The 24,159-nt window shown below is 58.7% G+C and carries 29 protein-coding genes; 13 read left to right on the top strand and 16 right to left on the bottom strand.

What is annotated here, in order from left to right; all coding sequences use genetic code 11:
* Positions 1-101: 101 nt before the first annotated feature.
* From ACR0CA_RS00555 to ACR0CA_RS00535, 5 genes are all read left to right on the top strand, one after another.
* On the top strand, positions 102-440 hold the full coding sequence (locus ACR0CA_RS00555) for a P-II family nitrogen regulator (protein WP_170354532.1): 339 nt from the start codon (positions 102-104) through the stop codon (positions 438-440).
* A 30-nt stretch (positions 441-470) separates the two neighbouring features.
* Positions 471-1,877 (top strand): type I glutamate--ammonia ligase, encoded by a 1,407-nt coding sequence (glnA, locus tag ACR0CA_RS00550; protein WP_170354533.1) that lies wholly within the window; start codon positions 471-473, stop codon positions 1,875-1,877.
* 100 nt (positions 1,878-1,977) lie between these two features.
* Positions 1,978-2,607 carry an MSMEG_1061 family FMN-dependent PPOX-type flavoprotein gene (locus ACR0CA_RS00545; RefSeq protein ID WP_480897156.1) on the top strand — a complete coding sequence of 210 codons (630 nt, stop codon included), beginning with the start codon at positions 1,978-1,980 and terminating at the stop codon, positions 2,605-2,607.
* Between the two features lie 70 nt (positions 2,608-2,677).
* Complete coding sequence (locus tag ACR0CA_RS00540) at positions 2,678-3,466, top strand: lytic murein transglycosylase (RefSeq protein WP_170770463.1); 789 nt, start codon at positions 2,678-2,680, stop codon at positions 3,464-3,466.
* Positions 3,467-3,664: 198 nt separating this feature from the next.
* Positions 3,665-4,585 carry a hypothetical protein gene (locus ACR0CA_RS00535; RefSeq protein WP_331252086.1) on the top strand — a complete coding sequence of 307 codons (921 nt, stop codon included), beginning with the start codon at positions 3,665-3,667 and terminating at the stop codon, positions 4,583-4,585.
* Between the two features lie 36 nt (positions 4,586-4,621).
* On the opposite strand, the gene ACR0CA_RS00530 is transcribed toward ACR0CA_RS00535, so the two are convergent.
* Positions 4,622-5,362 (bottom strand): heme-dependent oxidative N-demethylase family protein, encoded by a 741-nt coding sequence (locus ACR0CA_RS00530; RefSeq protein WP_480897154.1) that lies wholly within the window; start codon positions 5,360-5,362, stop codon positions 4,622-4,624.
* Positions 5,363-5,485: 123 nt separating this feature from the next.
* Between ACR0CA_RS00530 and dddP the strand changes: the two genes are divergently transcribed.
* Complete coding sequence (gene dddP / locus ACR0CA_RS00525; RefSeq protein ID WP_480897153.1) at positions 5,486-6,829, top strand: dimethylsulfonioproprionate lyase DddP; 1,344 nt, start codon at positions 5,486-5,488, stop codon at positions 6,827-6,829.
* On the opposite strand, the gene ACR0CA_RS00520 is transcribed toward dddP, so the two are convergent.
* On the bottom strand, positions 6,826-7,008 hold the full coding sequence (locus ACR0CA_RS00520; RefSeq protein WP_170788833.1) for a hypothetical protein: 183 nt from the start codon (positions 7,006-7,008) through the stop codon (positions 6,826-6,828). The genes dddP and ACR0CA_RS00520 overlap by 4 nt on opposite strands.
* Before the next feature lie 241 nt (positions 7,009-7,249).
* Here ACR0CA_RS00520 and ACR0CA_RS00515 point away from each other — a divergent pair, with 241 nt between their 5' ends.
* Positions 7,250-8,464 (top strand): bifunctional alpha/beta hydrolase/OsmC family protein, encoded by a 1,215-nt coding sequence (locus ACR0CA_RS00515; protein ID WP_170770456.1) that lies wholly within the window; start codon positions 7,250-7,252, stop codon positions 8,462-8,464.
* 6 nt (positions 8,465-8,470) lie between these two features.
* On the opposite strand, the gene ACR0CA_RS00510 is transcribed toward ACR0CA_RS00515, so the two are convergent.
* From ACR0CA_RS00510 to ACR0CA_RS00490, 5 genes are all read right to left on the bottom strand, one after another.
* On the bottom strand, positions 8,471-8,794 hold the full coding sequence (locus ACR0CA_RS00510; protein WP_170782644.1) for a hypothetical protein: 324 nt from the start codon (positions 8,792-8,794) through the stop codon (positions 8,471-8,473).
* An 11-nt stretch (positions 8,795-8,805) separates the two neighbouring features.
* Complete coding sequence (locus tag ACR0CA_RS00505; RefSeq protein ID WP_480857471.1) at positions 8,806-9,354, bottom strand: hypothetical protein; 549 nt, start codon at positions 9,352-9,354, stop codon at positions 8,806-8,808.
* A gap of 135 nt (positions 9,355-9,489) precedes the next feature.
* The gene (locus ACR0CA_RS00500) at positions 9,490-10,077 is read right to left on the bottom strand and encodes a biotin transporter BioY (RefSeq protein ID WP_170770450.1); all 588 of its coding nucleotides are present in this window, start codon (positions 10,075-10,077) and stop codon (positions 9,490-9,492) included.
* Between the two features lie 77 nt (positions 10,078-10,154).
* Positions 10,155-10,577, bottom strand: coding sequence for a DUF6314 family protein (locus ACR0CA_RS00495; protein ID WP_480897152.1), 423 nt, complete (start codon positions 10,575-10,577; stop codon positions 10,155-10,157).
* A complete protein-coding gene (locus ACR0CA_RS00490; RefSeq protein WP_170788836.1) occupies positions 10,574-10,906 on the bottom strand; it encodes a hypothetical protein in 333 nt (110 codons plus the stop codon). Before ACR0CA_RS00490 ends, ACR0CA_RS00495 begins: the two co-directional genes overlap by 4 nt.
* 89 nt (positions 10,907-10,995) lie before the next feature.
* On the opposite strand from ACR0CA_RS00490, the gene purB reads away from it, so the two are divergent.
* From purB to ACR0CA_RS00465, 5 genes are all read left to right on the top strand, one after another.
* The gene (purB, locus tag ACR0CA_RS00485; RefSeq protein ID WP_480897151.1) at positions 10,996-12,303 is read left to right on the top strand and encodes an adenylosuccinate lyase; all 1,308 of its coding nucleotides are present in this window, start codon (positions 10,996-10,998) and stop codon (positions 12,301-12,303) included.
* A gap of 115 nt (positions 12,304-12,418) precedes the next feature.
* Complete coding sequence (locus ACR0CA_RS00480; RefSeq protein WP_170788837.1) at positions 12,419-12,571, top strand: adenylosuccinate lyase; 153 nt, start codon at positions 12,419-12,421, stop codon at positions 12,569-12,571.
* A gap of 103 nt (positions 12,572-12,674) precedes the next feature.
* On the top strand, positions 12,675-13,217 hold the full coding sequence (locus tag ACR0CA_RS00475) for a tetratricopeptide repeat protein (RefSeq protein ID WP_480897150.1): 543 nt from the start codon (positions 12,675-12,677) through the stop codon (positions 13,215-13,217).
* Between the two features lie 95 nt (positions 13,218-13,312).
* On the top strand, positions 13,313-14,377 hold the full coding sequence (locus ACR0CA_RS00470; protein WP_480897363.1) for a flagellar motor switch protein FliG: 1,065 nt from the start codon (positions 13,313-13,315) through the stop codon (positions 14,375-14,377).
* A gap of 106 nt (positions 14,378-14,483) precedes the next feature.
* A complete protein-coding gene (locus tag ACR0CA_RS00465; RefSeq protein WP_480897149.1) occupies positions 14,484-15,407 on the top strand; it encodes a lysophospholipid acyltransferase family protein in 924 nt (307 codons plus the stop codon).
* A gap of 12 nt (positions 15,408-15,419) precedes the next feature.
* Here the strand turns inward: ACR0CA_RS00465 and ACR0CA_RS00460 are convergent, their stop codons facing one another.
* Entirely contained in the window at positions 15,420-16,121 is a 702-nt protein-coding gene (locus ACR0CA_RS00460; RefSeq protein WP_480897148.1) for a DUF1223 domain-containing protein, read from the bottom strand.
* Between the two features lie 227 nt (positions 16,122-16,348).
* Between ACR0CA_RS00460 and acnA the strand changes: the two genes are divergently transcribed.
* Complete coding sequence (gene acnA, locus ACR0CA_RS00455) at positions 16,349-19,039, top strand: aconitate hydratase AcnA (RefSeq protein WP_480897147.1); 2,691 nt, start codon at positions 16,349-16,351, stop codon at positions 19,037-19,039.
* Between the two features lie 111 nt (positions 19,040-19,150).
* Here acnA and ACR0CA_RS00450 read toward each other — a convergent pair whose 3' ends face one another.
* From ACR0CA_RS00450 to secF, 8 genes are all read right to left on the bottom strand, one after another.
* The gene (locus tag ACR0CA_RS00450) at positions 19,151-19,690 is read right to left on the bottom strand and encodes a DsbE family thiol:disulfide interchange protein (protein ID WP_170782651.1); all 540 of its coding nucleotides are present in this window, start codon (positions 19,688-19,690) and stop codon (positions 19,151-19,153) included.
* Positions 19,683-19,841 (bottom strand): heme exporter protein CcmD, encoded by a 159-nt coding sequence (gene ccmD, locus ACR0CA_RS00445; protein ID WP_170770430.1) that lies wholly within the window; start codon positions 19,839-19,841, stop codon positions 19,683-19,685. Before ccmD ends, ACR0CA_RS00450 begins: the two co-directional genes overlap by 8 nt.
* The gene (locus ACR0CA_RS00440; protein ID WP_170770428.1) at positions 19,838-20,611 is read right to left on the bottom strand and encodes a heme ABC transporter permease; all 774 of its coding nucleotides are present in this window, start codon (positions 20,609-20,611) and stop codon (positions 19,838-19,840) included. Before ACR0CA_RS00440 ends, ccmD begins: the two co-directional genes overlap by 4 nt.
* Positions 20,612-20,672: 61 nt before the next feature.
* Complete coding sequence (gene ccmB / locus ACR0CA_RS00435; protein WP_480897146.1) at positions 20,673-21,329, bottom strand: heme exporter protein CcmB; 657 nt, start codon at positions 21,327-21,329, stop codon at positions 20,673-20,675.
* Positions 21,326-21,940, bottom strand: coding sequence for a heme ABC exporter ATP-binding protein CcmA (gene ccmA / locus ACR0CA_RS00430; protein WP_170770425.1), 615 nt, complete (start codon positions 21,938-21,940; stop codon positions 21,326-21,328). The genes ccmB and ccmA overlap by 4 nt, the downstream gene beginning before the upstream one ends.
* 146 nt (positions 21,941-22,086) lie before the next feature.
* Positions 22,087-22,440: an Mth938-like domain-containing protein gene (locus ACR0CA_RS00425; protein ID WP_170788846.1), complete on the bottom strand. Its 354-nt coding sequence runs from the start codon at positions 22,438-22,440 to the stop codon at positions 22,087-22,089.
* A gap of 9 nt (positions 22,441-22,449) precedes the next feature.
* Complete coding sequence (locus ACR0CA_RS00420; protein WP_480897145.1) at positions 22,450-23,208, bottom strand: TSUP family transporter; 759 nt, start codon at positions 23,206-23,208, stop codon at positions 22,450-22,452.
* Positions 23,189-24,157: a protein translocase subunit SecF gene (secF, locus tag ACR0CA_RS00415; RefSeq protein WP_170782655.1), complete on the bottom strand. Its 969-nt coding sequence runs from the start codon at positions 24,155-24,157 to the stop codon at positions 23,189-23,191. The genes ACR0CA_RS00420 and secF overlap by 20 nt, the downstream gene beginning before the upstream one ends.
* Positions 24,158-24,159: the final 2 nt, after the last annotated feature.

Genomic DNA, 24,159 nt, shown 5'->3' with positions numbered 1-24,159 from the left:
TCTTTTCCCTGCACCTGCACCAGAGCAAATCCGCAATCCGATTGCCGACCAATCTTAGACGTGGTCAGTGCCATCCTGACAAGAGTTAAAGGGAGCCCGGTATGAAGAAGATCGAAGCGATCATCAAACCGTTCAAGCTGGACGAAGTAAAAGAGGCGCTGCAGGACGTAGGCGTCCAGGGTCTCAGTGTGATTGAGGTCAAAGGCTTTGGCCGTCAGAAAGGCCACACCGAACTCTATCGTGGCGCGGAATATGTCGTCGACTTTCTGCCCAAAGTAAAAGTCGAGGTCGTTTTGGACGACGATCAGGTCGATGCTGCCATCGACGCCATCGTTTCGGCCGCTAAGACCGACAAGATCGGCGACGGCAAGATTTTTGTGTCGCCCGTTGAGCAAGCCATTCGCATCCGGACCGGTGAAACCGGCTCGGAAGCGCTGTAATCGAACACTCCAATCAGAGGAATAGAGAGTATGAGCAAGGACGCAGTTCTTCAGCTGATCCGTGATGAAGACGCAGAATACGTCGACATCCGCTTCACCGACCCGCGCGGCAAGCTTCAGCACGTCACCATCATGTCGGACCAGGTTGACGAAGACTTCCTGGAAGAAGGCTTCATGTTCGACGGCTCGTCGATCGCTGGCTGGAAATCGATCGAAGCATCGGACATGAAACTGATGCCCGACACCGAAAGTGCCTATGTTGATCCGTTCTACGCGGAAAAGACCATCTGCCTGCACTGCTCGATCGTTGAGCCCGACACCGGCGAAGCCTATGAGCGTGACCCGCGCGGCACCGCCCAGAAAGCCGAAGCCTACCTGAAAGCTTCGGGTATTGGTGACGTTGCCTACATGGGCCCAGAAGCCGAATTCTTCCTGTTCGACGACGTCCGTTTCTCTAACAGCATCAACAAGGTATCTTACGAAGTTGATGCAACCGACGCGTCGTGGAACACCGACACCGAGTACGAGATGGGCAACATGGGCCACCGTCCCGGCGTCAAGGGCGGCTACTTCCCCGTGAACCCTGTTGACGAAGCGCAAGACCTGCGCTCAGAGATGCTGTCGACCATGAAGCGCCTGGGCATGAAAGTGGACAAGCACCACCACGAGGTTGCTTCCTGTCAGCACGAGCTGGGCTTGATCTTCGACAGCCTGACCAAGCAAGCTGACGAGCTGCAGAAGTACAAGTACGTCATCCACAATGTTGCACACGCCTACGGAAAATCGGCCACCTTCATGCCGAAGCCGATCGCAGGTGACAACGGCACCGGTATGCACGTGAACATGTCGATCTGGAAAGACGGAAAGCCTCTGTTCGCTGGCGACAAATACGCTGACCTGTCGGATGAAGCGATCTACTTCATTGGCGGCATCCTGAAGCACGCCAAGACCCTGAACGCCTTCACCAACCCGTCGACCAACAGCTACAAGCGCCTGATCCCGGGCTTCGAAGCACCTGTTCTACGCGCCTATTCGGCCCGCAACCGTTCGGGTTGTGTCCGTATTCCGTGGACCGAAAGCCCGAAAGCTAAGCGCGTCGAGGCTCGCTTCCCCGACCCAGCCGCGAACCCCTACCTGGCGTTTGCTGCTCTGCTGATGGCTGGTCTGGACGGCATCAAGAACAAAATCGATCCGGGCGAAGCCATGGACAAGAACCTGTACGATCTGCCGGCCGAAGAACTGGCCGACATCCCGACCGTATGTGGTTCGCTGCGCGAAGCGCTGGAAGCTCTGGCCTCCGATCACGACTTCCTGCTGCAGGGCGACGTGTTCACCAAAGACCAGATCGACGGCTACATCGCACTGAAGATGGAAGAAGTCGAAACCTACGAGCACACACCGCACCCGGTCGAGTACGGCATGTACTACAGCTGCTGATCCAAGAATTTCCGACGAAAATTCTTCCAAGGGCGCCCAACCGGGCGCCCTTGTTTCGTTTCGGGTGATCTTCCAGACTGCCTGCCAAGGAGGAGATCCCATGGACACCGAGTTTACGCATTTCGTGACCACCGCCGAAGAATTGGAACAGATAACCGGCGCGCCTCTGCCCCAGATCATCGCCAAGGAATTGCCCGCTCTGGATCAGATGTGCCGCGACTTTGTTGCAACCTCGCCGTTTTGCATCATTGCCTCTGCCAATCCCGACGGACATTTGGATGTGTCACCGCGCGGAGACCCAAGCGGTTTTGTTCACGTGCTCTCGGACACCCTGATCGCCATCCCCGACCGCCCTGGCAACAAACGCGTGGACACGTTCCACAACATTCTGAAAGACCCACGCGTCAGTTTGATTTTCATCGTGCCTGGCAAGATGGAGACATTGCGCATGCGCGGAACGGCCCAAATCTGCGCCGATCCAAAGCTGCTGGACGCCATGGCTGTGCAAGGTCGCGCGCCCAAGCTGGCGCTGCTGATCAAAGTTCAAACCGTCTTTGCCCATTGCCCCAAATGCGTGATCCGCGCAAACCTGTGGAACCCTCAGGATTGGCCAGATTCGTCAAACCTGCCGAACATGAACGCCATGATGGTCAAGCACGCGCGGATCAACAAAACTCCGGATGAATGGTTCGAAACCCTCAAGCAAAGCGGAGAACTGGATCTGTACTGACCCCCTTTGCGGGACAGCTCTCGGTACGTAAGATGGGAATTGTTCTTTTCAGTCCATCAGGTTTTTCACCATGTTTCGCCTTGCCCTGCTTTTCGCCTTGATCCTTCCAACTCTTGCGATTGCTGCCCCCTGCGGTGACACAAGCGCCGATTTTGAGGCGTGGAAAAAGGACTTCGCGAAACAAGCCAAACGCGCGGGTGTAAAGAAGAAAGGCCTCCAGGCACTCGCCCAGACGACCTATGCAACACGCACTATTGCAGCCGATCGCAACCAGAAGAGTTTCAAATATTCGCTGGACAAATTCATGCAGGTTCGCGGCGCCGACACGATTGTCGCGCAGGGACGCAAGCGCAAGGCGCGAAACCCGCAATTCTACGCGGCGCTCGAGCGGCAATATGGCGTTCCAGCAGGTGTTCTGATCGCCATTCACGGCATGGAAACCGGCTTTGGCGGCTTTATGGGCGACAGTCAGGTTGTTTCGGCAATCACCACCCTTGCCTATGATTGCCGCCGGTCGGAATTCTTCATTCCCCATGCGATCGGCGCTCTGAAACTGGTGGATCAAGGCAGCATTACGACCGCGACACGGGGGGCGAAACATGGCGAATTGGGGCACACGCAGTTCCTGCCCGGCAACGCACTGAACTATGGGGTCGATGCCACGGGGGACGGCAAAGTGGATTTCTACAACATGACCGACGCGTTGGCCTCGACCGCGAATTTTCTTCGCAAAAAGGGTTGGAAACCGGGGCGCGGCTACCAGCAAGGGCAGCCAAACTTTGCCGTCATTCAGCAATGGAATGCTGCCACCGTGTACCAGCAATCCATCGCCATCATGGCCGCGCGAATCGACGGCTAAGGCTGGCCACAATCTCGGCACGCGCCTCCTTATTTCAGCCACATTCCTGCCACAGACATTTAATGGCCCTTAAATTGCCTAGGTTTCCAGACCGTAATCAATCTTTGCAATTTGTGATTTTTTTCCATTTTCGCCCAAATCTGCCCCATTTCTCTCACTAGACTGGAGTCCAAACAGGATGCGACAAAGGAATGCGCAGTGACTCCGAAGAACAGCTATCATGGTGGTTTGCAGTTTGACGGCGAGACCGATGGCGCGATCGAGCGGTTCAGCGCCATTGTTTCTGCAACGCTTGAAGATTACGGGCATCTGGTCGAACGCAAAAGCATTCGTGACGCGACCGAAGCCAGCATCGTCTGCAATCAATATCTGGTGCGTCTGACGCTGGACACACAGGTGCCCGTGGCTGAAGACCGGTTTGAGCGCATGAACCGCTCGGCTGGTTTGAAGACGCTGCAACGGCCCGTGGTGACGTTGCCGAAAAACCGGCTGACCATTACGATCACGCCGGTCTCACCGCTTCTGGACGACCGCGAGATTTCCGAGCTGATGCTGGTGGTTGTCCTGTATCGCATGGTCGACATCTGCGCCACGCAGCGGGTTGAATGGCTGACGCCCAACACCGTGCTGACCATCGAACAATTCATGAGTGCGTTTGACACTCTGCCCCCCGTTAAAAAAAAGAAGCGAAATAGAAAACAGATTTTCGAGGCAGTCTCAGGCCCGTTCGCGGAACTGGACACTATTGAGGAAGACCCACTGGACGAGCCACAAAAAAAGGCGCCGCCCCCGGCAGCCCGGCCGATCCAGTTGTCGGATGAGCAGTTGCTCAGCATCGCTTTTCGGACAGAACCTATCGAGCAGCCTTTGGATCGGGACGACACGCACCCCCTCGACCACGACGAACAGCCCAGTGATATCTTGCGACTGACCAGTTGGGGATTGACCGGTGCCGTGGCCAGTGTGTCTGTTCCGATCGCGGCCTCTATGGCCGCTGTGAACCTGATCCGGGGCGAAGATTTTCGCCTTAACACTCAGGTGCTTGCCTATTCGGTAGCGATCTCCGCTCTCAGCACAAGCGGGGCCTTCGCAGGTGTTGCCAACGTTTTGGGCATGTGATTCACGAACCTAAGACCCTCCTAGGAGGCCCCGCCATCAGGCGGGGTTTTCTATATTTGGCAAGCTGTACGCTTTCAGCACGTAGGTATGGATTGTAAATACCACCGCCTGCGTCTGCGGCAGCCGCAACAGTGTTTGCTTTTCGCTGCGCAGATAAGGCGCGGATCCGGGGTCTTTGATGTGACGTGGCTCATGCGCGCTTCGGGGTTGGTGCAACTCGGCATCATCGTACCACAGCGCGTTGAACCTCCAGAGCGGCCGACCCGGCCGTATCCCGTCGAACAAGCGCTGGACACGGCGGGCGATGTCATCGTCATAGCTGTCGACCGGCACATGGATGTCGATCAGCGGGCGCATGAACTTCTCGGACAGGCGCCAACTGGCCGGAAAACACAAGACGGCCCCGGTCAGAACATGTTCTTCGCCGTGCTTTTGCAAGATACAGATATCCTCCTGCACCAGTTTGCATAGGGTCTCCATCGGCTGGGCTCGATCAATGACCACCTCTTGTCCATCGGGTCGGGTGACATGGTCGGAGCACCCCGGATAGGCGTGGTACAGCACAAGATCTAGCAGCTCCTGCGCCGCCGGTTCAGCGCTTGGGTCCAGCGCCACAACATCCGCCCGGCGGTCGCGCAACAAAGCTTCTCGGTGCTGCATCTGCGCCGCAAACGCATCATCCCGGTGCAGCCATGTCTCCATACTGTCGGGCTGGATACCCGGCAGTGGGCGTTGATCTAGCGGGTTGTAGGGAATTGCGGTCTGAAAAATCGTCATAAGGCTGATCTATCACTGCAACGCAGAGCTGTCGGTCAAAAAGCGACGATCCGACCGTCGCAATTTATCGAGACTGCGCGGCAATGATTCTCCACGCTGAAAAAACAGGCAGAGAGGGCATCCATGAACACACATTACCGCGACGGCCGCAAAATCGACCCCACCAAAGGCGCGACCCTTGGTGATGGCACCCCGAACGAATTGGACCGGATCGAGATCGGTCCCACCCAACTAGCCTTTTCCGAGTGGGAGGCCGCCGGGTTGACCCTGCCCAACCTTGCCAACATGCGCGAGTATCGCTGGAAACGCCTGACGCAAGCGGTCGTGGATCGCGGCTATGGCGGGGTGCTGATGTTCGACCCGCTGAACATCCGCTATGCCACCGACAGCACCAACATGCAGCTTTGGAACACCCACAACCCGTTTCGCGCCGTACTGCTGTGCGCCGATGGGTACATGGTAATCTGGGACTATAAAAACTCGCCCTTCCTTTCGACCTTCAACCCGCTGGTGCGCGAACAGCGTTCAGGCGCCGACCTGTTCTATTTCGACCGGGGAGACAAGGTGGATGTGGCGGCTGATGTGTTCTCGAATGAGGTGCGGGTGCTGATCGAAGAGCATAGCGGCGGCAACAAACGCTTGGCCGTGGACAAGATCATGCTGCATGGGCTGCGCGCGCTCGAGGCGCAGGGGTTCGAGATCATGGAGGGCGAAGAACTCACTGAAAAGACCCGCGCGATCAAGGGCCCGGACGAGATTCTGGCCATGCGCTGCGCCCATCATGCCTGCGAGACCGCTGTTGGCGCGATGGAGCAGTTTGCCCGCGTCAATGTCGGCGACAGCAAGACATCCGAGGATGACATTTGGGCCGTTCTGCACGCTGAAAACATCCGACGCGGCGGTGAATGGATTGAAACCCGCTTGCTCGCCTCAGGGCAACGCACGAACCCGTGGTTTCAGGAATGTGGACCGCGGATCACGCAACAAAATGAGATTATCGCGTTTGATACGGACCTGATCGGTTCTTACGGTATATGTATCGATATCTCACGCACATGGTGGATCGGCGATCAGAAACCCCGCCCGGACATGATCTATGCCATGCAGCACGCGCATGAGCATATCATGACCAATATGGAGATGCTGAAACCCGGCGTCATGATCCCCGATCTGACGGCCAACTCACACAAACTGGACGACAAGTTTCAGGCACAGAAATACGGTTGCCTGATGCACGGTGTCGGCCTGTGCGATGAATGGCCGTTGGTGGCCTACCCGGACAAGGCGGTTGCCGGCGCTTACGACTATGCCTTGGAGCCCGGCATGGTCCTGTGTGTCGAGGCCGCCGTGGGCGAAGTGGGCGGTGACTTTTCCATCAAGCTGGAGGATCAGGTTCTGATCACCGAGGAAGGGTATGAGAACCTGACAACCTATCCGTTCGACCCCCAGCTGATGGGTCTGGCCTAGTCCGGCCAGGTTGAGCGTTTGACATTGCCGTGCCAGTCTTCAGCGGTTTGCGCCGCGACCGGCGCGGCCTCGGGCCAGTTGTGACCCGCCGCAAAGCTAAGCAGCGCCGTCAGGGCAAGAATGATCAGAAGATCGGGGCGCAGCGCGGTGCTGCGTGGTGCGCAAGAAATGTGTGCCATCATGGCCTCCGAGATTGTGTGACGTGAACAAAGTCAATGTGGAGGCTCCAAACATATTTTTAAAACGAATATTATTTTGATACCTCATCACATAACTTGATGGTAATTGAAACCTACGTTCCGCTTCATGTACTGGATGACCGATCTGTTCTCACCTTCCCGTGACGCGCGTTACATATGGGTTGAGCGACCCGGTAGAAGCCCACAGTATTGGCGCTAACTTGCGACGTAAGGAACTGCCATGCCCACCGAACGCATTACCTTTGCCGGTCACGACGGCAACCAACTTGCTGCGCGCCTCGACCTGCCTGACGGGCCGGTTCTGGCCACAGCGTTGTTTGCCCATTGTTTTACCTGCTCCAAGGACATTCCCGCCGCCCGTCGCATCGCGGCTCGCTTGGCTGGAATGGGTATTGCCGTTCTGCGTTTTGACTTCACCGGTCTGGGTCACTCTGAAGGCGAATTCGCCAACACCACTTTCACTTCTAATGTCGAAGACCTGATTGCCGCCTCTCACTATCTTGCCGGGCGCGACATGGCGCCGTCGTTGCTGATTGGGCACTCGCTTGGCGGAGCTGCTGTGCTGCGCGCCCGCGCTGGCATTCCCAGCGTCAAAGCGGTGGTCACGCTGGGCGCACCTGCTGATCCGGGCCATGTCTCGCACCATTTCCAGGCCGCTCTTCCCGAGATCGAGCAGGAAGGCTCGGCTGAAGTAACGCTAGGCGGGCGTCCTTTCCGCATTGGTAAGGCCTTCGTCGATGACATATCGGAAACCGAACTGACCCCCGCCATCAAAGAGCTGAAAGCCGCGCTGCTGATCCTGCACGCCCCCTTGGATGAGACCGTGAGCGTCGACAACGCCAGCGCCATCTTTATGGCCGCCAAGCACCCCAAAAGCTTTGTTACTCTGGATGATGCCGACCACCTGATCACGCGGGCCTGTGACGCTGAATATGCGGCCGATGTGATTGCGGCCTGGGTGACACGCTACATAACCCTGTCCCCACCAGCCCCACCGCCCGGCGCCCCCGAAGGCATTGTGCGCGTGACCGAGGCCGACCCCAGCGGTTTCTTGCAGGACATTCAATCCGGCCCCCGTCACCATGCGGTCGCGGACGAGCCTGCCTCGTATGGCGGCACCGACCGAGGCATGTCGCCTTACGGTTTCGTGTCTTCCGGATTGGGGGCCTGCACCTCGATGACAATTCGCATGTATGCGCGTCGCAAACGCTGGCCGTTGACGGGCATTGTTGTCGATGTCTGCCACAACAAGGTCCACGGGCAGGATGCGGGGCTAGTCGGCGACGGAAAGGTTGATCTGTTCCGGCGCAAGATCCGGCTCGAAGGTCCTCTGGACGACGAACAGCGCGCCAGGTTGCTGGAAATTGCCGACAAGTGCCCTGTTCACAGGACACTTGAGGGTTCGGCGGAAATTACGACCGAATTGCTGACCTGACGCACCTTACCGTCGCGGTGCCGGTCGATGGATCGGCGGCCGTGCTGTCGGGGGCCGAGCCACAGGTGGCCGGGGCCGCGCGGGCGGTTTGGCGATCGGTGGCTTGGGCCGTGCAGGCGGTTTCCCAACCGGCGGCTTCGGGCGAACCGGGCGATCTACGTCGATGTCCACATCTACGTCGTGGTAATAGTCGTTCCAAAGAAGCGAGTCGTAAAACGGATCATATCCGTATCCCACGCCAACAGTGACCCCATCACAGGCCGAAAGGGTAAAACTGGCTGCGCCCAGACTCAGGGCAAGACAGGTGCGTTTGATCAGTTTTCTGGTCATCTTCCCCCTCCTCACCGAGCAGCCCGGAACGAGGCAAACACTGCGTTCAGATCATCCACATAGGCCGGATCGGCCCCATCGCGCAGAACGGCCACGGCCACGGCGACGCGGTCATTGGGCAGGTCGATCACAGTCGCAGTGAAGTTAATGCCCCGCCCATCACGGGTACCGGTGCCCCGGATCACTTGCGCGGGCAGCCCTCCGATACGAGTCGAAACATTGTCTGAAACCACTGGAGATTTGACCAGAAACTTGTCGACATCCTGAAGATACCGCAATCCTCCGTCGATCGAGGCGACGCCGGCGGGTGCGACAAAACCGATCCAGACGTTGTCATCGGTTACAGGCCGTATCCCCATGACACGAGCCACTGCGCGGGGATCTCCCAGTTGCGTATCCTCAATCTCGCGTGTGCCACCTGTCCGCACGGCCCAGAAATCGGGCACCGAAAAGCTGAACAAGGCGCGTCCATTATCCGTATACGTCACCGGGGTATCGGCCAACACTGGCGCGGCGCCAAGCCATATCGCCGCAATGGCAGAGCTTAATCGCAAAAACATATCATAATAACCTGTTGTTTCTGTTGGCTCAGAGTGGCCCGCGATGACCGGATTTGTCCAGTCTCATTCCATAACAAAAAAACCCGCGCCGGGATTGCTCCGGGCGCGGGTTTCGTCGTTCTCAAAAGCGGGAAATCAGGCGCGGGCGTCGCCCACCAGTTTCCACAGGCCAGGGATCAGCAGCGCCGCCAGCGCCAGTTTGATCGCATCACCCACCAGGAACGGCGTCAGGCCCCAGGCCAGGATCGGCTGATCCCAACCATACAGCTGACCCAGCCAAAGCAGGCCGGGGACGTAGATCAACACATTGGCCAGAACCAGCGCCAGCGCCAGCTTGCCAACCGAGCGGTCCCAACCGCGCGCGGCCAGAGCACCCAGAGCCAGGGTTGCCAGCACATAACCCACCAGATAGCCGCCTGTGCCACCCATCATGTAAGTCAGCCCGAATTTCTCGGCCGACGAACCGGCGAACACATCAAAGCCCAGCGCTCCGATCAGCAGGTAACCCAGCATGGTCACCAAACCCAGACGCGCGCCATAGGCGGTACCAATGGTCAGAACGGCAAAGGTGCCCATGGTGATCGGAACCGGCCACATCGGCACTTTGATTTTCGCGGCAACGGCCAAAGCAACGATGCCCAGCGCAACCAGGATCACTTGCTTAACACGCAGCGCCGTGCCTTCGCGCGGGCCAAACGCATTGGCCAGTACATTTGCATTCATCTTCACTTCTCCCCAATTCGGATCGGAATTCTGCGACAGCAATGCCCAATCCGGCCGCTCACTTCAAGGTGATTACGCTACCGTAGCACGTATTCCGTGTCCATTTCGTAGGATTTTCGGGGCCCGGAGACTATCCAGCGTACGCTCCATCGCGGCCAGTTCGAGAAATCATAGACTGCGTCGTAACTGTCTGGCGCGCAATCATGGTGATCCGATGTCTGCGGAACCCCCAGATTCAAACGGTGGAAATACCGCCCGTCGTCGAAAAAGACTGCTACGTCGTCGCGGTCCGCACGCCAAAGGTAGCGCCGGGCGCCTTTCACCTCAGCCTGACCGGGTATGCGCAAAACCACTTCTTCGTCATAGATCAGGCCGTCATCAACAGGACGCAGATACGCCATCCCATCCGCCTGCACCACCTGCCCCGCTCTTGCGTCGCGGATGGTGCGCGTCAGGCCCCAGCAGCCTTCGAAATCGGACAGGCTGTTCGGAGCGATCATTCCGGCAGATACCCGTCCGTGATCCCGCCCCTGTCGTCGATGAATCGAATGATTACCCCGCTTTGCAACACATCATAGCAGGCCCAAAGCCCGGATGGTGGCCAGGTCGAACAATACTGATCTCCGCGAACTGCCCACCGTCCACTGCTGGGTCGCCCCGAGAAATACTGCGTGGCCCCGCTTGCATCGAAGGTTTGCCAGACGCCTTCGCCATAGCTGAGTTTCTGTCCGGTCAAGGTCGACACGATTTCACTCCCGGTCAGTGGCCAAAACTCTGTCGCGGCCGAAATATCGGGCCAAAGGGCTAAAATCAGGGCAAACCGTCTCATCTGCGCACTCGCATCTTGTTCCCGTGGCGGGTCGGGTTTAAACCGCGCCGCAACGCCTCCTGCCAAATCACAATAAGGTGCCGCTGCCAATGATTCCACGTTATTCCCGCCCCGAGATGGTTGCCATCTGGTCGCCCGAAAGCAAGTTCCGCATCTGGTACGAGATCGAAGCCCATGCCTGTGACGCCATGGCCGATCTGGGCGTGATCCCGCGCGAAAACGCCGAGGCAGTGTGGAAAGCCAAGGATGTGGAGTTCGACGTAGCACGGATTGATGAAATCGAAGCCGTCACCAAACATGACGTCATCGCCTTTCTGACCCACTTGGCCGAACACGTCGGCAGTGAAGAGGCACGCTTTGTGCATCAGGGCATGACCTCGTCCGACGTGCTGGACACCTGCCTGAACGTACAATTGACCCGCGCTGCCGACCTGCTGATCGCCGATCTCGAAGGTCTGCTGGCCGCCCTGAAACGCCGCGCGATCGAACACAAGGACACTGTCCGCATCGGCCGCAGCCACGGCATCCATGCCGAGCCCACCACCATGGGTCTGACCTTTGCGCGTTTCTACGCAGAGATGGACCGCAATCTGTCTCGCATGCGCGACGCGCGGGCCGAGATCGCCACCGGCGCTATCAGCGGCGCGGTCGGCACCTTCGCCAATATCGACCCTGCGGTTGAAGAGCATGTCTGCGACAAACTTGGTCTGGTGCCCGAGCCGATCAGCACGCAGGTCATTCCGCGCGACCGTCACGCGGCCTTCTTTGCCACATTGGGCGTGATCGCCAGCAGCATCGAAAATATCGCTATCGAAATCCGCCATATGCAGCGGACCGAGGTTCTGGAAGGGGCCGAGTTCTTCTCGATGGGTCAAAAGGGCTCGTCAGCTATGCCGCACAAGAAAAACCCGGTGCTGACCGAGAACCTGACTGGTCTGGCGCGTATGGTGCGTGCGGCGGTGATCCCTGCGATGGAGAATGTGGCACTTTGGCACGAACGCGATATCTCGCATTCCTCGGTGGAACGCATGATCGGGCCGGACGCCACGATCACGCTGGACTTTGCGCTGGCCCGTCTAACAGGTGTGATCGACAAGATGCTGATCTTCCCTGAAAACATGCTGGAGAACATGAACAAATTCCCCGGTCTGGTCATGAGCCAACGGGTTTTGCTGGCTCTGACCCAAGCGGGTGTCAGCCGCGAAGACGCCTATGCCATGGTTCAGCGCAACGCTTTGAAGGTTTGGGAACACCGCACTGATTTCAAAGAAGAACTTCTGGCCGATGCCGATGTCACCGCCGCCCTCAGCCCCGCGGAGATCGAAGAGAAATTCGACCTTGGCTATCACACCAAGCACGTAGACACGATTTTCGCGCGCGTGTTTGGCGAGGAATAAAGCCTAACGCACTAAACAAGGCCCGGACCGTATAGGCGGATTCGGGCCTTGTCTTTTTGTCAGGTTGCTCAAATTCGGATATGATGGGGTCGTTGTTCCGAACAGGAGACCCACCATGACCCGTACTCTTCTATGCGCATTGGCTCTGACCTGCTCTGCCTCGATCGCGATGGCCTGCAGCGGACATTCCAAGCAAACGCAATCCTGCGCGCCGGGCACCCAATGGGACTATGAGACCCAGAGCTGTACCAAAACCGTGAACAGCTAAGAAAATATTTCCTACTCGTGAATAAAAGCGAGCCGCCGATTGTTCGTCTTTTATCGGATCGCGCTATGCTTGATCAGAGCAGCCCAGAGAACGGAGTAGGAAAATGCGCCTAGTACTAGCCTCAGCAATTGCCCTGCAGGCATTCGCTTTCGCCCCAGTTGCCCACGCCGCTGGCGGTGGGGACAGCAGCCCGCCTAAACCGACGAACACGACCAAGAAGTGTCTGTTCGGTCGGGTCTATGACAAGGACGCCGGGCGCTGTGTGAAACCGAACAAAACAAATTTCACTCAGGACGAACTTTATGGCGCGGTGCGTGAGCTTGCCTATTACGGGCAGTTGGAAAACGCGCAGGACGTCCTTCGGATCATGGATCAGGATGATGACCGTGTTCTGACCTATTGGGGCTTTACATTCCGAAAGCTGGGCGATCTGGAACAGGCCAATCTGTTCTATCAGGACGCTATCAGGGTCAATCCCGACAATATTCTGGCGCGCTCGTACATGGCACAAGGCTATGTCGCCGAAGGTCGCACCGATCTGGCCATCGAGCAATGGCGCGAGATCAAGGCGCGCGGTGGTGAAGGCACCTGGGCCGAGGCGTCTCTGCGCGAGGCAATCCGCACGGGGCTGACCTTCAACTACTAAGCTTCAGGTTTTTTTTACCCGAGTCTCCCTATTCTGCCCGTGGATCAGAATGATGGCACCGCAGGCAGATGCAGGACTCACACACATTGGTACAAATGGCGCCGGGGGCTTCGGCCCCCATTGCCGACAAAGAACAAGAAGCGCCGCGCGTGGTACCACGCGCGCTGAGCAATCGACAAAAGGCGGCAGTGGTCGTACGGCTTTTGTTAAATGACGGCGCGGATATCCCGCTTGAGGATCTTCCCGATGACTTGCAGGAAAAGCTGACCCACCAACTGGGGCAGATGGGTCTGGTGGACCGGGTGACGCTGGACGCTGTGGCCGCTGAATTCGCCGAAGCGCTGGACAGTGTCGGGCTTTCCTTTCCGCACGGACTTGCGGGTGCGCTGGATGCTGTGAACGGCAAAATCGCTCCGGCCACCGCCGCGCGGCTGCGCAAAGTCGCAGGGGTGCGTCAAGTCGGCGATCCCTGGCAGCGCCTGCGCGAAATCCCAACCGAGGATCTGGCCGACATGGCGCAGGCCGAAAGTATCGAGGTCGCGGCAGTGATGCTTTCGAAGCTGGAAACCGCGAAGGCCGCGCAGCTATTGGGCCACCTGCCCGGCCCGGTGGCGCGACGGATCACCTATGCGGTGTCAAAAACCGCCAATGTCACACCCGAGGCAGTGGACCGAATCGGATGGTCGCTGGCCACCCAACTGGATCAACGCCCGACCATGGCATTCACAGATGGCCCCGGTGCGCGCGTGGGGGCCATCCTCAACCAATCCGCCGCCTCGACCCGCGACGGGCTGCTTAGCGCTCTGGATGAGGAGGATTCGGATTTCGCCAGTGTCGTACGCCGGTCCATCTTTACATTCGCCCATGTCCCAACGCGCATCCTGCCGCGCGACGTACCCGCTATCCTTCGGGGCGTGGATCAACCGGTTCTGGTCACGGCGCTCGCCGGTACCGAGACCGAGGATGACAAGGCAACGGTTGAATTTCTTCTGACCAACATGTCCTCGCGCATGGCCGACAATCTGCGCGAGGAAATGACCGAACGCGGCAAGGTCAAACAGGCTGAGGCAGAAGAGGCCATGACCCAGATCGTTGGCGCAATCCGCGATCTGGTGGATGGCGGCGCGATAACCCTTGTCGAAGAAGAGGCCGAGGAATAACGAGACGCCTCCGTGCCCTTGTAACCCATTCAGAACGCTTGTGGTCGCTCGGTCGGGGTTGTATGTCTGGCCCGGCAACGCCCGCAATAGCCGCCGAGAGCCACAGATGCCCGTAGAAAAGTCAGAACTCAGCCGGATTGAGCTTGGCAAATATTACGTGACCGGCCTGTTCCTAAAAGGGTTGATTGGCGCGATGCGCCTGCTGCCGTATGAGCGCCGCATTGCGACAATGGGCGCATTGGTCCGCACGCTTGCACCAGTGGTGGGGTTTTCGAAACGCGTGCGCGACAACCTGAAGCTGACCTGCCCCGACCTGCCCGAGGATGAAGTCAATCGCATCTGCCAGGCCGTCCCTGACAATGCTGGCCGCGCGATTATGGAACATTTCTCGCCCGAAGGTTTTACGGATCGACAGCGCCATGCAAAGGTTTCGGGTCCTGGTATCGCCGCGTTTGACGCCGCCGTTGCCGAGGGCAAGCCGGTGATGATGATCACCGCCCATTTCGGCCACTACCTTGCGGCGCGCATCGCGCTACAGGAACGCAGCGGCGAACCGATCGGTTGTCTCTATCGCCGGATGGCAAACCCCTATTTCAACGACATGTATGTCGACGCCTTTTACAAAACCGGCGCGCCGATGTTTGAACAGGGCCGCCGCGGCATGGTTGAGATGGTGCGCGCCCTGAAAAAGGGTGGGATCATCGCCATCGTATCGGACCTGCATGCCCATGGCGGCGAAGAGCTGACCTATTTCGGCAAACCCGCCGTGACCTCGGTTCTGAATGCCGAGCTTGCGATGAAGTACAAGGCGGTGTTGATCCCTTGCTATGCCGTGCGCCAGCCCAACGGTATCGACTTTGAGATCGTCCTGCACGACCCCGTCCCCCATACCGACCCCAAGACCATGACCCAGTTCACCAATGACGATCTTGAGGCGATGGTGCGCAAAAACATGGGCCAGTGGTTCTGGATTCACCGCCGCTGGAAAGCTTGGAATGGGCTGGGTGTTCAGCCGGAAGACATGGTTTAATGGGCGGTCGACCTATTTGACCCGCGCAGCGGCCACGATCGGGCCATGACCCGCCTCTTGAACCAGCACAACCGCAGGCAGGTCCGAAGTCAGCGCAACCGAATATTGCTGTGCCTGGTTGCCATCCCAGGATCCCGCCCAGTGCCAGGATTCCACCACATTGGCATAGTCCAGCTCATGCCCTGCCAGTTCCCCTCGGCGGATCGAGGCATGGCGCATCGGTGAATACTCCACCACCCGAATCTCATAGGTCGCCCCTTCGGGCAGTTCGATCGGCGTGACATCCACCGTGACATCATTCGCCGCCCGTGTTGCTGAGACCGATGCCTCTGGCGCAGCTTTCAGATGGGCTTCGATGATGCGATTTAGTTCATCAGCCTTGGCGCCCACAACATCCTGCTGCCCGTTGATCACCATCTGCGGCGTATAGATCATCGACCGCCCGCCCCCACTCGCATAGGCGCGCTGCCGGGTGGTGTGATCGGGATTGGCATATTCATCTTCCCACCCGATATAGTCCCAATAGTCCACGTGCAGCGCCAAGCCGATAACGTCGTCGCGCTTGGCAAGCTCATGCATCAGCTTGTCCGCAGGGGGACAGGAAGAACACCCCTGAGACGTGAACAACTCCACAACCACCGGGTCACTTTCCGCCATCGAAGACGAGGCAAGAAACAGGGAAACAAGCGCGGTCGCAGTAACGGTTCTGATCATGGGGCTCTCGGGATTTGTGGGATGCGAGACAGGTGTACATCTATCGCCGCTCAACCTCCAATCAAGGTTTCTTGAGAGCCGCGACAGCCAGATTTCAAAAAAATGTGTGCAATGGTATACAAAAATTGCCGCAGGTGGGCTGTTGGACCTTGAACCGGCGGCTTGGGTGATGCAGATACCCCTCAGCGAATCCCATATTCCACGTCATTTGAGAGGGAGGCCACTAGATGCCCATCAAAGTCGGACAGGATACCGCCAAGACACGCCGCAGCCTGAGCGTGAATGGCAAGTCCATTTCCTATTATTCCATCCCCGCCGCACAAGAGGCCGGTCTGGGTGATTTCTCAAACCTTCCCGCCGCGCTGAAAGTGGTGCTAGAGAACATGCTGCGGTTCGAGGATAACGGTTTCTCGGTCTCGGTCGACGACATCAAGGCCTTTGCCGAATGGGGCGCCAACGGCGGTAAGAACCCGCGCGAGATCGCTTATCGCCCTGCCCGCGTTTTGATGCAGGACTTCACCGGTGTTCCGGCGGTTGTCGATCTGGCCGCAATGCGTGACGGCATCAAAGGACTGGGCGGCGACGCTCAGAAGATCAACCCACTGAACCCGGTTGATCTGGTCATCGACCACTCGGTCATGATTGACGAGTTTGGCAACCCGCGCGCGTTCCAGATGAATGTGGACCGCGAGTATGAACGCAACATGGAACGCTACCAGTTCCTGAAATGGGGCCAGAACGCCTTTAACAACTTCCGCGTTGTGCCCCCCGGAACCGGCATCTGTCACCAAGTGAACCTGGAATATCTGGCCCAGACCGTCTGGACTGACACCGATCAGGACGGCAACGAAGTCGCCTACCCTGACACGCTGGTCGGCACCGACAGCCACACCACCATGGTCAACGGCATGGCCGTTCTGGGCTGGGGTGTTGGCGGGATCGAGGCCGAAGCCGCGATGCTGGGTCAGCCAATCTCGATGCTGATCCCCGAGGTTGTGGGCTTTGAGCTGACCGGCGATCTGGTCGAAGGCACCACCGGCACCGACCTGGTTCTGAAGGTCGTCGAGATGCTGCGTGAAAAAGGTGTTGTCGGCAAATTCGTCGAGTTCTACGGCGAAGGTTTGGATCGTCTGCCCCTGGCCGACCGCGCGACCATCGCCAACATGGCCCCCGAATACGGCGCGACCTGTGGCTTCTTCCCGATCGACGGCGAAACCCTGCGTTATCTGCGCAATACCGGTCGCGACGAAGACCGTATCGCGCTGGTTGAAGCCTACGCGAAAGAGAACGGCTTCTGGCGCGATGCGGACTACGCACCGATCTATACCGACACCCTGTCGCTGGACATGGGCACCATCGTTCCTGCGATCTCGGGTCCAAAACGCCCGCAGGACTATGTTGCACTGACCAACGCCAAGGCCGCTTTCACCAAGGAAATGGAAGAGACTTTCAAGCGTCCCATGGGCAAGGAAGTCGTCGTCAACGGCGAGGACTACACCATGGAATCGGGCAAGGTCGTGATCGCCTCGATCACCTCCTGCACCAACACTTCGAACCCCTATGTGATGATTGGCGCGGGCCTTGTGGCGCGCAAAGCCGCAGCGCTGGGTTTGAACCGCAAACCTTGGGTCAAAACCTCGCTGGCTCCTGGGTCGCAGGTTGTGTCAGCCTATCTTGAGGCCGCTGGCCTGCAAGAAGATCTGGACAAAGTGGGCTTTAACCTCGTGGGTTATGGCTGCACCACCTGTATCGGTAACTCGGGACCCATCCAAAAAGAACTGTCCGAGGCGATTGCCGAAGGCGACCTGGTCGCCACGTCGGTGCTGTCGGGCAACCGGAACTTCGAAGGACGAATCTCGCCTGACGTACGCGCCAACTATCTGGCCTCGCCGCCGTTGGTGGTGGTCTATGCGCTGGCAGGCACCATGGATATCGACCTGACGTCCGAGCCGATTGGTCAGGATCAGGACGGTAACGACGTCTTCATGAAAGACATCTGGCCATCGGCCCAGGAAGTCGCTGAACTGGTTGAACAGACCGTTACGCGTGAGGCGTTCCAATCGAAATATGCCGACGTCTTCAAGGGCGATGAAAAGTGGCAGGGCGTAGATGTTCCGCAGCAGGAAACCTATGATTGGCCCGCGACATCGACTTACATCCAGAACCCGCCCTATTTCCAAGGCATGGGGGCCGAGCCGGGTACGATTTCGAACATCGAAGGTGCCAAGGTATTGCTGATCCTGGGTGATATGATCACCACAGACCACATCTCACCGGCCGGTTCGTTTGCGACGACCACGCCTGCAGGCAAGTATCTGACCGACCGCCAGGTTCAGCCGCGCGAGTTCAACTCGTACGGGTCCCGCCGTGGCAACCACGAGATCATGATGCGCGGCACCTTCGCCAACATCCGCGTCAAGAACGAGATGCTGGACGGTGTCGAGGGCGGTTACACAAAAGGCCCCGATGGCGAACAGACCTCGGTCTATGAGGCATCGATGGCCTATCAGGAACAGGGCACCCCGCTGGTTGTCTTTGGTGGCGAACAGTACGGTGCGGGTTCTTCTCGTGACTGGGCGGCCAAGGGTACGGCTCTGCTGGGCGTCAAGGCCGTGATCGCCGAAAGCTTTGAGCGTATTCACCGCTCGAACCTGGTTGGCATGGGCGTCATTCCGTTTGAGTTCACCGGCGGTGACACACGCAAGTCGCTGGGTCTGAAAGGGGACGAAACGGTCTCGATCCACGGTCTGGACACGATCCAGCCGTTGCAAGAGGTGCCCTGCACCATCGTCTACGGCGATGGGTCCGAGAAGACCATCACCCTGAAGTGCCGCATCGATACCGCGCCCGAAATCGAGTATATCGAAAACGGTGGCGTACTGCACTACGTACTACGGAACCTTGCAAAGGCTGGATGACCGGAATTTGTGCATATAGAATAAGAAAGGACGCCTAAGGGCGTCCTTTTGTTATTTGCGAGGCTCTGCCTCGCGCTCCGAGGTATTTTTGAACAGAAGAACGGGCGGGCTTTATTTGCCTGCAGCTTTTTCCAAGGCTGGGCGGATGGTGCCTTCGATCACGCGTTGGGTGATGGGTCCGGCAAAGCGCAGGATTATGGTGCCTTCGCCGTTGATGACATAGGTCTCGGGTACGCCGTAGACGCCCCAATCGAGGCCCATTCGGCCCTGTTCGTCGCGACCGATGCCAGTGTACGGATCGCCGAGTTCGGTCAGGAAGTCTTCGGCATTGTCCAGTTGGTCTTTGTAGTTGATGCCGTAAAGCGGGATGCCTTCGTCGGACAGGGCCTGAAGGTTAGGGTGTTCCACACGACATGGGGCGCACCAGCTGGCCCAGTAATTGACCAGTTTGACATTCCCGTCGCGCAGCGTGGCGTCGTCGAAATTGGGTTTGCCTTGAAATTCGGTCAGGACGACCGGTGGCGCGGGCTGGCCTTCGCGGGCGGATGGCAACGCGTTTGGATCGTCGCGGAACATGCCGATGCCGGCCAGAACGGCAAAGGCGCCAAAGATCAGCGGTGGCGCGATCATCAGAGGCGAGATTTTAGCCATTGCGGGTCATCCGTTCTTCGAGTTTTTCCATCTCGGTCCGAACCTTGCGGCCGCGCATCACGCTGAACAGGATCAGCGCTGTCAGAAGTCCGATTGAAACCACATAGGACCACAAGACCGTGTCGGCGTATTTTCCAAGATCGGGGATCATCCATTTACCCTTTCCCGTGCCAGCAACGCCTTGATCCGGCGCGCGCGAATTTCCGTACCCGTGCGGTAGAGCACCAGCGCGATGAACAGTAGAACAAACCCGATGATGCACAGAAGCAGCGGGTAGAAATAGATGTTGCTGACTTTTTCCTCGGTATCCGCCCCGGTAATGGCAGCTGCACGCATCACCGATGCGCCTTGGTGCAGACCCTGATTCCAGAAATTCACCGCATAGCGGCTGAGGATCGCAAAAACCGAGCCCACCAGACACAGGACCGAGGTCAGGTCGGCGGCGGTGTCGGGGTCTTCGATCGCTTCCCACAGGGCGACATAGCCCAGATAAAACAGGAATAGGATTAGGAAGGAGGTCAGGCGCGGATCCCAGGCCCACCAAGTACCCCACATGGGCTGACCCCAAATCGCGCCTGTCGCCAGTGCGATCAAAGTCATCACGATGCCGATTGGCGCAGCAGCACGGGCGGCCAGAGCGCTGACATGGTGGCGGCGCACCAGCCAGACCAGCGAGGTCGCCAGCATCATCAGCCAACAATTGATCGCCATCAGCGCCGCCGGAACATGCAGGTAGATGATCTTGACGGTCGAGCCTTGTTTATAGTCATCCGGCGTGAAGAAAAACCCCCAGATCAGCCCCACCACGATGCACGCGATAGAGGTGATCCAGAAGAACGGCATCACCCGTTCGCTGGTCGCAAGGAACTTGCGCGGGTTGGCGTATTCCCAGAGGGCATTGGCTTTGGCTGCGATAGACATGGGCCTTATCTAGTCCGAGTCGGGTTCGTTCTCAATTGACCTTGGTCAAAGTTTGAGCACGTCACCGAAGGTTGATGCGTAAAACGGCGGCGCTGGCAAAGGGCAGCAGTGCGATTGTGGCGGCGGTGATCCCCGCCAGCATGAGCAGCGGGGTCTGGGTCTCCATCCCCGTGGCGCCACGGCGGGCCATTTCAGCGCCGAAGATCAGCGTGGGCACGTAAAGCGGCAGGACCAACAGCGACAACAGCAAACCGCCGCGTTTCAGGCCGACGGTCAGGGCTGCGCCGAAGGTGCCGATGACGCTCATGGCGGGGGTGCCGATCAGCAGCGAGATCACCAGCCACGAAAAGCCCGGCACCGGCAGATTCAGCAGCACGCCCAGAAACGGCGCGGCCAGAACCAGTGGTAGGCCTGTGGTCAGCCAGTGCGCAAGCGCCTTGATCGTAACCACGGCTTCCAGCGGCAGCGGTGCCGTGGCCAGCAGGTCGAGCGAGCCGTCCTCCCAATCCAGCGCTAACAGGCGGTCGAGCGACAGCAGGCAGGCCAGCAGTGCGCCCAGCCAAAGCACACCAGGCGCGATAGTCGAAAGCAGAGAGGATTGCGGCCCGACCGAGAATGGCACCAGCACGGTCACGATCAGGAAGAAAGCCAGCCCAAGGCCGAAGCCCCCTCCGGCGCGGAAGGCCAGTTTCAGGTCACGCAGCAGCAAGGCGATCACAGGAAGCCTCCGTCGAAATCGTCGATGGGTTTGGGTTTGGCCTTGTTGGGGCCGACATCCAGAACCTCTCCGTCAAGGCCCAAGTCTATATGAGTGGCGATCAGGGCTGATCCCCCCTGCCCCAGGTGCGCGCGCACGGCGTCGGCGAACATTTTCACTGCGTTCTGGTCCAGCGAGACGGTGGGTTCGTCCAGCATCCAGATCGGTCGCCCTGTAACCAGCATCCGCGCCAGCCCCAGCCGCCGTTTCTGTCCCGCCGACAGGTTGCCTGCGTTGCGGTCGGCCAGATCATTCAGAGCGAAGGCGTCCAGCGCCGGTTGTATGCCTTGCGTGCCAAAGACCGAGGCCCAGAAACTAAGATTTTCGACAACCGTTAGCGTGGGTTTCAGCCCGTCGGAATGTGAGGCATAGGCGATCTGATCCTCGGCCCCTTCGATGCGGCCATGCAGCGGCGGTTGCAACCCGGCCAGCGTGCGCAGAAGGGTTGTTTTGCCGATCCCATTGGGACCGCGCAGGATCAGCGCTTTGCCTGCGGGCAATGAAAAGCTGAGCCCTTCGAGCACGGGAATGCCACCACGGGTGATGGCCAGATCGGTCACGGTCAGTGTCATAGCGCTCGCTTAGCGGATTGTGGGGGCGGACAAAAGGTCGGAATTGACGCAGAGCTTTAGACGGAACGCGATGTGGTTGGGGTGGGAGTGAGGGGCCAGCCCCTCACGCTCCCCGGGATATTTTTGGCCAGGTTAAGGGGGATCCCTCAGACCGGAAGCGCGGCAAGGGCGATGCGGCGACCTTCAGAGAGCAGTACGTTGTAGGTTCGGCAGGCGGCGGGGGAATTCATGATCTCGACCCCGATACCCGCATCTTCAAGCGTGTTACGCAGTTTGGCGGGAATATGTGCCAGCTCTGCCCCGGTGCCGATGAACAGGACGTCAATGTTGGCGGCAAGATCGAGGAGCGGTTGGGCATCCTCATAGCCCCGCCATTCCGAGGTGCCGGTTGGGCCGGTGAGAACCGCGCCGTGAAAGAGCGCGCCGCCCACGCGGAAGAAACCGGGGCCGTAGCCATCGACAGGGGTGGCGTTGGTATAGGTGATCTCGTTCAGGCGCATGGGTGCGTTCTAGCCCCAAAGTGGTAGGCCCGACAAGGCCGCAACGGCAATCACCAGATACGCGGCAGCGCGGTAGAGCCTTTCGTGTTCGGGACGGAACAGTTTGCCGCCCAGCCAATTGCCGATCAGGTTTGGCACAGCAAGCAGCAACCCCAGAAGCGCGGCCATTCCGGTCACCCGCCCCATACCTGTGAGGTACCCCAGTAGCAGAAAGTCGAAGGCAAATAGGAATAGTAGAATGGTGGCGCGGATGACCGTCACTTGCAGTGGCCGGGACATGTAGAACAGTATGACCGCTGGACCAGGCAGGCCTGCCACGCCTCCAAGAAATCCTGCAGCGCAGCCAATGCCGACCACCATCGTGCGGCTGACATAGCCGTGATAGCGCAGACCCAGGATCAGGACCGCCAGCATCGCGATCGACAGGAGGCTAACCGCGTACCGAAAGACATTCGCATCGACCTGCGTCAAAATCCAAAGCCCAAGTGGCAGGATCAGGGCGCACCCGGCCACCAGCCGGATCAGGTCGCCCCGGTCAACCTCGCGCCACGCACGGCGCAGGTTGGGGAGCGGACCGAAGATATCCATGATGGTCAGCCCAATCAGCGCGCCGAACGGGCCCAGAAAAGGCGTTGCGATAGGCAGGAAGATCAGCGCCGTGCCAAAGCCGGAAAACCCACGCACGATGCCGCTGAGGAAGGCGGCGCATAGAATAATGGCCAGCCCTGTGGGGGACTGGCCAAAAAGATCAGGCGTCGATGTTTGCAAACTGGTTGCCCGCCGTGTTCGACGGTTTGGACCAGTCGCGTTTGACCCCCAGCCACAGCAGGATGGTCGAGGCCACAAAGACCGAAGAATACGTCCCGACGATCACGCCCCAGATCATCGCGAAGACGAAGCCACGGATGACGTCTCCGCCCAACACATAAAGCGAGATCAGCGCCAGAAGGGTTGTCACCGAGGTCATGACCGTCCGGCTGAGGGTCTCGTTGATCGAGATGTTGAGGACCTCTTTTAGGTCTTTCTTTTTGTATTTGCGCAGGTTCTCACGCACCCGGTCAAAGACAACCACCGTGTCGTTCAGCGAATAGCCCACGATGGTCAGCAGCGCAGCGATGATCGCCAGATCGAACCGGATTTGCAGTTCCGAGAAGATGCCGATGGTCAGGATTACGTCATGCACAAGCGCGGCCACCGCCCCCAGGGCAAACTGCCATTCGAACCGTAGCCAGATATAGACCAGCACGGCCCCAATCGCGAGGACAACGGCGATCACGGCGGTCTGGATCAGCTCACCCGAAACCTTGGGACCGACGGATTCAACGGACACAAATTGGATATCGGGGGCTGCCGCCTTCAATGCCTCTTCCACAGCCGTTACTGTTGCGGCCGAGACCGCTTCGGCTTCCGCCTGCGCCTGAATGCGGATCATGGCGACGTTTTCGTCCTCGCCAAAGGTCGGGTCGAAAATCTCGGTGATTGTGACATCGCCCAGTTCAAGCGGAGCGATGGCGTCGCGATAGGCACCCACGTCGATCTCTTGCGCCGATTGGGTGCGGATCGTGGTGCCGCCCCGGAAGTCGATGCCGAAATTCAGGCCCTGCAACATGAAGGACGTAAAGGCCAAGACCATCATCAAGCCGGAAATACCCAGCCAGACCTTCCAGCGGCTGAAGAAATCGAACGAGGTTTCTTGTGGGACAAGTTTCAGTCTCATGA

The sequence above is a fragment of the Ruegeria sp. F12 genome, from assembly GCF_056533885.1.
The sequence above is the reverse complement of the archived record's forward strand: the minus strand, read 5'-3'. Positions and strand labels throughout refer to the sequence as shown.

Bases quoted from the DNA above. Each gene is read 5' to 3' on its own strand.
- acnA (WP_480897147.1), top strand. From the start codon at position 16,349: ATGCCCATCAAAGTCGGACAGGATACCGCCAAGACACGCCGCAGCCTG.
- ccmD (WP_170770430.1), bottom strand. From the start codon at position 19,841: ATGATCCCCGATCTTGGAAAATACGCCGACACGGTCTTGTGGTCCTAT.
- ACR0CA_RS00465 (WP_480897149.1), top strand. From the start codon at position 14,484: ATGCCCGTAGAAAAGTCAGAACTCAGCCGGATTGAGCTTGGCAAATAT.
- secF (WP_170782655.1), bottom strand. From the start codon at position 24,157: ATGAGACTGAAACTTGTCCCACAAGAAACCTCGTTCGATTTCTTCAGC.
- ACR0CA_RS00480 (WP_170788837.1), top strand. From the start codon at position 12,419: ATGACCCGTACTCTTCTATGCGCATTGGCTCTGACCTGCTCTGCCTCG.
- dddP (WP_480897153.1), top strand. From the start codon at position 5,486: ATGAACACACATTACCGCGACGGCCGCAAAATCGACCCCACCAAAGGC.
- ACR0CA_RS00460 (WP_480897148.1), bottom strand. From the start codon at position 16,121: ATGATCAGAACCGTTACTGCGACCGCGCTTGTTTCCCTGTTTCTTGCC.
- ACR0CA_RS00520 (WP_170788833.1), bottom strand. From the start codon at position 7,008: ATGGCACACATTTCTTGCGCACCACGCAGCACCGCGCTGCGCCCCGAT.
- ACR0CA_RS00540 (WP_170770463.1), top strand. From the start codon at position 2,678: ATGTTTCGCCTTGCCCTGCTTTTCGCCTTGATCCTTCCAACTCTTGCG.
- ACR0CA_RS00440 (WP_170770428.1), bottom strand. From the start codon at position 20,611: ATGTCTATCGCAGCCAAAGCCAATGCCCTCTGGGAATACGCCAACCCG.
- ACR0CA_RS00500 (WP_170770450.1), bottom strand. From the start codon at position 10,077: ATGAATGCAAATGTACTGGCCAATGCGTTTGGCCCGCGCGAAGGCACG.
- ccmA (WP_170770425.1), bottom strand. From the start codon at position 21,940: ATGACACTGACCGTGACCGATCTGGCCATCACCCGTGGTGGCATTCCC.
- ACR0CA_RS00450 (WP_170782651.1), bottom strand. From the start codon at position 19,690: ATGGCTAAAATCTCGCCTCTGATGATCGCGCCACCGCTGATCTTTGGC.
- ACR0CA_RS00545 (WP_480897156.1), top strand. From the start codon at position 1,978: ATGGACACCGAGTTTACGCATTTCGTGACCACCGCCGAAGAATTGGAA.
- ACR0CA_RS00425 (WP_170788846.1), bottom strand. From the start codon at position 22,440: ATGCGCCTGAACGAGATCACCTATACCAACGCCACCCCTGTCGATGGC.
- ACR0CA_RS00515 (WP_170770456.1), top strand. From the start codon at position 7,250: ATGCCCACCGAACGCATTACCTTTGCCGGTCACGACGGCAACCAACTT.
- ACR0CA_RS00475 (WP_480897150.1), top strand. From the start codon at position 12,675: ATGCGCCTAGTACTAGCCTCAGCAATTGCCCTGCAGGCATTCGCTTTC.
- glnA (WP_170354533.1), top strand. From the start codon at position 471: ATGAGCAAGGACGCAGTTCTTCAGCTGATCCGTGATGAAGACGCAGAA.
- ACR0CA_RS00495 (WP_480897152.1), bottom strand. From the start codon at position 10,577: ATGATCGCTCCGAACAGCCTGTCCGATTTCGAAGGCTGCTGGGGCCTG.
- ACR0CA_RS00555 (WP_170354532.1), top strand. From the start codon at position 102: ATGAAGAAGATCGAAGCGATCATCAAACCGTTCAAGCTGGACGAAGTA.
- ACR0CA_RS00470 (WP_480897363.1), top strand. From the start codon at position 13,313: ATGGCGCCGGGGGCTTCGGCCCCCATTGCCGACAAAGAACAAGAAGCG.
- ACR0CA_RS00490 (WP_170788836.1), bottom strand. From the start codon at position 10,906: ATGAGACGGTTTGCCCTGATTTTAGCCCTTTGGCCCGATATTTCGGCC.
- ACR0CA_RS00505 (WP_480857471.1), bottom strand. From the start codon at position 9,354: ATGTTTTTGCGATTAAGCTCTGCCATTGCGGCGATATGGCTTGGCGCC.
- ACR0CA_RS00510 (WP_170782644.1), bottom strand. From the start codon at position 8,794: ATGACCAGAAAACTGATCAAACGCACCTGTCTTGCCCTGAGTCTGGGC.
- ACR0CA_RS00530 (WP_480897154.1), bottom strand. From the start codon at position 5,362: ATGACGATTTTTCAGACCGCAATTCCCTACAACCCGCTAGATCAACGC.
- purB (WP_480897151.1), top strand. From the start codon at position 10,996: ATGATTCCACGTTATTCCCGCCCCGAGATGGTTGCCATCTGGTCGCCC.